This window comes from Psychrobacter sp. (assembly GCF_035469765.1).
Taxonomy (GTDB): Bacteria; Pseudomonadota; Gammaproteobacteria; order Pseudomonadales; family Moraxellaceae; genus Psychrobacter.
In genome coordinates this window covers 1-6,353 of record NZ_DATIRM010000208.1, presented here as the reverse complement: position 1 = coordinate 6,353, position 6,353 = coordinate 1, and the positions used below count along the sequence as shown (strand labels likewise).

Sequence of the window (6,353 nt, the reverse complement as noted above, 5' to 3'; positions counted from 1 at the left end):
CAGAAAACGTCTGGGATGTTGCATATCTTCCGATTGATCCTGCGCATATTGGTCGCAGCTATCAGGATGTGGTACGTATCAATAGCCAATCTGGTAAAGGCGGTATTGCGTATATTTTACAGCGTAATTATGGTTTCAACTTGCCACGTTGGATGCAAATTGACTTTAGTGGTGTGGTACAAAAACAAGCCGAAACGGCGGCTCGTGAATTGCAGAACGATGAGATTTTACAGACCTTTGAAGACACCTATCTACAGCAAGGCAGTTTTGAGCTTTTAGATTATACGGTCAATAATAAAGGTGGTGAGGTTTACTTTACCGGTCAAGTGCAGATGAATGGCGATACCATCAATGTTGATGGTACAGGTAACGGTCCATTGTCTTCATTCATTGATGGATTGGCTCAGCATACGGGCAAATCCATCCATGTTATCAACTATGCTGAGCATGCGATTAATCCGCAGCACAATAGCGGCAATGGAATCGATGATGATAACAATAGCGACAACAAAACCAATGCCAATGCCGCCGCTTATATCCAGTTAAATGTCGATGGCGAGGTTTATTCAGGTATCGGTACTTGTAGCAGTACGGTCTCGGCAATGCTCAAAGGGGCATTATCAGCCTTTGCTCAAGCAGTAAACACCGTTGCTGCTTAGGATGTGTTAAGAATAAAATCAAATTTTGCATTAATAACGCCATAGCATCTTGTTTCTAGCAAGCACAGCTATGGCGTTATTTTTTTAATAGCGAATGGGTTTTACTGAAGGCTTTTGGATTGATAGCATAATGTTACTTGTGTTTTTGGTGTCTAAGACTTACGCTAATGTACCTATCAATCATTATTAAAAGATCAATAAAAAGGTTAATTATGGAACCTATCTCATTTTCGTCATTTTCATTAGCCGCTATTTTGGCATCACTTCCAGTGAATGGTGAAGCAGTCAGGCAGCCAACGATTACCACCCATATCAGTCCTGCAATTGCTGGGCAATGGGAAATTGATTTAAACAGCACTGTCACGATGACCAAAGAAGCTAAAGCTCGGCAAGCGGCATCAAAAGACAATAAAAATATAAAAACCGATGAACCAAAAATGGATGCTGGTGCTGGGCTACTGACCCAAGACGAGAAACGCATCATTAATATTCAACCCAATACCAATAAAAAACTTGTGGCTTCAGCATCGAAATCTAATCAATGCCGTGAGCTTTATAATTTTGCTGCAGATAATGAGATGTGGTCGGTGAGTGGTAAGGAATGGACTTACGGTCGTTACTTAGTCACACATCGCGAAGAGGGGCTGCCTATTATTGCGATTAAGACAGTCTATGATAACAATGAGGTGGATTGCTCAGGCAATCAGATAGACCAGACTGACGAAGCACTGATTGCGTTTTTAAATCATGATGGTAACCAGATGCAGTGGTGTACTGATCCTGATGGGACAGAGTGTTTTATGAACTTTAATAGAATCCTGCCGTAATCGTCACCTTTAATTACCCTATATTTCATATAAAAACCCGCTATCTTTGCAGATAACGGGTTTTTAGTAACAACTTTGATTAAGAATACAGATGTTTGAGACCTATATTGATATTGAATCCGCTTTTTCTTTATTCGCTACTAACAGCTCTCTTTCAAGATAATGAATATTTTGTGCTTCTTTGACAAAATTATCATCAGCTAAAATCACATCACGATGCATAGGGATATTGGTTTTGATACCTTCAATAACCAACTCATCAAGTGCCTGTAGCGTTTTAGAAATCGCTTGCTGACGTGTTTGACCATGACATATAAGCTTACCAATCAAAGAATCATAGTAACTTGGAATCTCATAGCCAGGATAAAGATGTGAGTCAAAACGAACACCAGCCCCACTAGGTGAATACAGCTGAGTGACCGTACCAGGTGAAGGCATAAATGTCACTGGATCTTCAGCATTGATACGACATTCGATCGCATGACCTTGAATTTCAATCTCACTTTGGCGATAAGATAAACCGTAGCCAGCTGCGATTTTTAATTGCTCAACGACTATATCAATACCTGTAATCATTTCAGTGATGGTATGCTCAACTTGTACACGAGTGTTCATCTCAATGAAGAAGTATTCATTATTTTCAAATAAAAACTCAAAGGTACCGGCACCGCGGTATTTGACCAGCTTACATGCTTTTACGCAGGCATCTAAGATAGGCTGACGTACATCATCAGGGATGTCAGGGGCAGGGGCTTCTTCTAAAACTTTTTGATGGCGGCGCTGCAATGAGCAATCTCTATCATATAGATGAATGGCGTTGCCATTACCATCGCCTAGCACCTGTATTTCTACATGGCGCGGGTTTTGTAGATAACGCTCCATATAAACCGTGTCATCGCCAAACCATAGCTCAGCTTCTTGCTTAGCGGCTTGTACTTGACCGATAATTTCTTCAAAGCGCTCAACCACTCGCATACCACGACCACCGCCACCCGATGCTGCTTTGATCAGTAAAGGAAAACCGATATTGTGTGCTTGCTCTTCAGCATTATGTAATGTCACAGCGCCCACTGAGCCCGGTACTGTCGGTACACCCGCTTTTTTCATGGCATTGATAGCAGAAACTTTATTGCCCATCAGACGAATATGATCTGCAGTAGGACCTACGAAGGTTAACCCAGCTTCTTCAATACGTTCAGCAAATTCAGCATTTTCAGCCAAAAAACCGTAACCAGGATGAATGGCATCAGCGCCAGTGATTTCAGCAGCGGTTAAAATGGTATTGATATTAAGATAGCTTTGATTGGCATTGGGTTTACCGATACAGATAGCTTCATCGACAAAGCGTAAGTGCATCAAGTTAGCATCAGCGGTAGAGTAAACGCCGACGGTTTTAATACCAAGGGCTTTACAAGCACGAACGATACGTAGGGCAATCTCACCTCTATTGGCGATGAGCAGTTTTTTAATCATGGGGTCATCCTTGTTGAAGCGGCGTTTTTTGATGGAGTCGCTATATGTGGCAATATCAAACTTTATTATTAAGCCTAACGATCATTTAACTTTGATACTTTCAAGCTTTATTATTTTTAAGCTAACGTTATTTAAAATAGCCTAAGCATTATCATAAAGTGATATTACCTGATAAATAGCACGCTCTCCATCATAACGAAGTAGAGGTTGGCAAATCTGATTACGCTTTGTAGCGTACGATAGGCTGACCAAACTGTACAACTTCAGAATTAGTGACCAAGATCTCGTCAATGACACCGCTTTGCGTCGCTTCAAGGGGATTCATGATTTTCATCGCTTCGATGATACCAAGCGTGTCGCCAGCCTGTACTTTTTGTCCAACCTTAATAAACGGCGGATCATTAGGGCTAGGGGCTGAGTAATAAACACCAACCATGGGTGATGTCTCAACGCTACCCGCTTTGCCAGCAGGTTTTGCTTCAGCAGCAACAGGCGCAGTGCCAGCAGCAGGTGCTGCCATCATGGTTGGAGCCGGGGCATCATAGTGGCGAGTTAAACTGATATGCTCGTCATCTGAACTGATTTCTAAATTAACCAGTTCACTTTCTTCCATGAGTGCGATAAGGGTGCGTATTTTTTCAATATCCATAGTTTTATTTTTGCCTTGTACTAATTTCAAGAAATAGTGTAACTAAATATTGTGTAGATGACTGCTAATGATACCTATATTCACGCCAATGAGCAATCAATGTACAGTTGTTAACTGAGTTTTTTTACATATTATGACGTAAGCGCTCGTTTGAGAAAGAAATACTCAAGGATTTATCATAGTCTAAGTCACTTACGAGCGCCAGTAGTGATTGTTATGGATACTGTTCAGGTATAACGATTGAAATCCCTTAGCTCCACATGGCTAGTAATCGTTTTTGTTGATAGCGCAGACGTATGGTAAGTAGAATGGACGATAAAAACAGCCCTGTGATTAACGCCATCCAAAAACCTTGGGCGCCAAGGTCTGTAAAACGCACCAAATAAATACCAAGCGGCAGTGCCACTATCCAGTAGCAAAATAACGTCACCCACATGGGTATGGTGGTATCTTGCATACCACGTAATATACCGGCAACATTGACCTGCCAGCCATCAAACAGCTGATAAGCGAGTGCAAAGATGAGCAGGTGCATGGCTTGTGCTCGTACTACAGGATTGTCAGTGAATGCCGCTGCCAATTGCGGTCTAAACAACCAAACCCCAATCATACAAGCCAATGCAATAAGTACAGTCCATATAAGACCAGTCGCTTGTACTTGACGCAGTGCCATTAGGTTTTTTTCACCGAAGCGATTGGACACCATGATAGTTAGCGCCATGGCGACTGAGATGGGAATCATAAACAGCTGTGAAGTCACTGACAGGGCAACTTGATGCGATGCGGTTGCCAGCTCACCGAGTGGGCTGATGACCAGTGCGCCTAAGCTAAATAGGCTTGCTTCAAAGAAGATAGAGACGCCGATAGGGATACCCAGTTTGAGCAGCTTTTTTATTTGTGCCCGATTGGGGCTGGCAAAGGCATAAAAAAATCGCGTACGGGCAAATTGATGACGCTTAGTAAAGCTGGTATAAGCGGCTAGTAATAAGACGTTAATCCATAGAACGATGGCAGTTGCGACCCCGCACCCAGCACCGCCCATCTCAGGCATGCCAAATAAACCATGGATAAAAATATAATTAAGTGGAATATCTGCAAGTAGCCCGATGATACTGATGACAGTCACAGGTTCAGGTCGAGCAAGTGCTTCACAATAGCTACGCAACACCGCATAAACGGCAATCGCAGGGAAACCAAACGATACTCCATGCAAATACTGCGTTGCTATCGGCTGTATATTGGCAGGGACGCCCATAATACCAAGGACATTGGGGGCTAAATTGACAACAATGAAACCAATGATTCCAATGACACCAGCAGTCCATAACGACTGCTGGGTAATATGCGGTACTTGTTTGAGTTGGTTTTTACCGATTGCTTCACCAATTAAAGGTGTGGTCGCAATCAAAATACCTGTCGCTAATAAAAATAACGGCAGCCAGATGCCAGAACCAACAGCGACAGCAGCTAAATCAAGTGCGGAAACTTGACCTGCCATAATAGCATCAACAACACCAAGGGCAGCTTGACAAAACTGGGTGATTAAAATGGGGAGTGCGAGTACGCCTAAGCGTAAACTGTAGCTTTTAAAGTCTACAAAAGACAACGGGAAAACCATAATGAGCAACTTTTATTCTTTGCGATAATTATTATTGATAAATAAGTATTGTGGATGAGCAAGCACTGTCATCAATAAATGAATAGCGAGACAGCAAAATAGGAGGCGTGCGACGATAATACTCCGATAAATAATATGAGCAAGCCTATTCTTAGTAAGAATAGGTAGTCAGAGTATAAAAAATCACTGGCACTAAAATAAAAATAACCCGTCAATTCAAGTGATGAATTAACAGGCTATAAGTCAATAGAATGGTAAAGAAGCGAGGCTATAATGTCAATATTATAGGATAGATGGATACACATACAGGTCAAGCGTATGAATTCTTAAATAGAGTCCGCTTCATTTGCTATTAGGTTAAGCTCCTTTGCTATATCTATAATCGCATACCAGTGTTTGGACTCAAGAGGTATGATGGTTAATTGCTCACAGCCTTTTCTAAGTAATAAAGAATCCTCCAGCGTGGGCAAAAACTTCAGCTCTGATAGCGGTAAAATATCGCTAAATGTTTGATCAAAACTCACATCAACCATATACCAACGTGGATTTTCTTCAGTGGCCTTAGGATCATAATGTCGATGCTCTGGATGAAATTGGGTAGTATCAGGGTAACCGGCTTTACTAATGGTCACGATACCGGCAACGCCAGAAGGCTTGGCACTAGAATGATAAAAGAATGCCTTGTCACCTACCTGCATATCGTCACGCATAAAGTTACGAGCGCGGTAGTTACGCACGCCATCCCACATCTCGGTACCTAAATGTTGTAAGTCATTTATACTAAAACAGCTTGGATTGGATTTTATGAGCCAATATGCCATGGTCTTTATCCTTTTCAAAATTGTTAGTTATTCATAGAGCGTTATAAAATATTGTCAGCTATTTTTCTTATCGTAAAGTACGGTAAACAAGAGCGTTTGTTACAAGTTTTGTTATCGTTGGAATTTTCTTAACGCTAGGCTTTTTTTTGCGTCGCTTAGCCGTTATCCTAGCGGTATTTTCTGCTATTGATAGCAGAGTCCTCTTTATAGATAAGTCTGCTTATGTCAAATATCAAATTTAACTACCCATCTGATCATGCAAATGCTTTTGATGATGTCCATAAGAGTGAGAGTACAATAGAGGTG

At 41.6% G+C, this 6,353-nt stretch carries 6 protein-coding genes; 2 read left to right on the top strand and 4 right to left on the bottom strand.

The window, feature by feature from the left end:
* A partial coding sequence (locus tag VLN09_RS05900; RefSeq protein WP_325244592.1) for an alpha-isopropylmalate synthase regulatory domain-containing protein occupies positions 1-659 on the top strand: 659 nt, incomplete at its 5' end.
* A gap of 212 nt (positions 660-871) precedes the next feature.
* Complete coding sequence (locus VLN09_RS05895) at positions 872-1,486, top strand: hypothetical protein (protein ID WP_325244590.1); 615 nt, start codon at positions 872-874, stop codon at positions 1,484-1,486.
* 102 nt (positions 1,487-1,588) lie between these two features.
* Here VLN09_RS05895 and accC read toward each other — a convergent pair whose 3' ends face one another.
* The 4 genes from accC to VLN09_RS05875 form a co-directional block, all read right to left on the bottom strand.
* Positions 1,589-2,959, bottom strand: a complete 1,371-nt coding sequence (gene accC, locus VLN09_RS05890) for an acetyl-CoA carboxylase biotin carboxylase subunit (protein ID WP_325244588.1) — start codon at positions 2,957-2,959, stop codon at positions 1,589-1,591.
* A gap of 220 nt (positions 2,960-3,179) precedes the next feature.
* Entirely contained in the window at positions 3,180-3,608 is a 429-nt protein-coding gene (accB, locus tag VLN09_RS05885) for an acetyl-CoA carboxylase biotin carboxyl carrier protein (protein WP_325244586.1), read from the bottom strand.
* A gap of 250 nt (positions 3,609-3,858) precedes the next feature.
* Positions 3,859-5,226, bottom strand: a complete 1,368-nt coding sequence (locus VLN09_RS05880; RefSeq protein ID WP_325244594.1) for an MATE family efflux transporter — start codon at positions 5,224-5,226, stop codon at positions 3,859-3,861.
* Between the two features lie 326 nt (positions 5,227-5,552).
* The gene (locus VLN09_RS05875) at positions 5,553-6,047 is read right to left on the bottom strand and encodes an EVE domain-containing protein (protein ID WP_325244584.1); all 495 of its coding nucleotides are present in this window, start codon (positions 6,045-6,047) and stop codon (positions 5,553-5,555) included.
* Positions 6,048-6,353 lie beyond the last annotated feature (306 nt).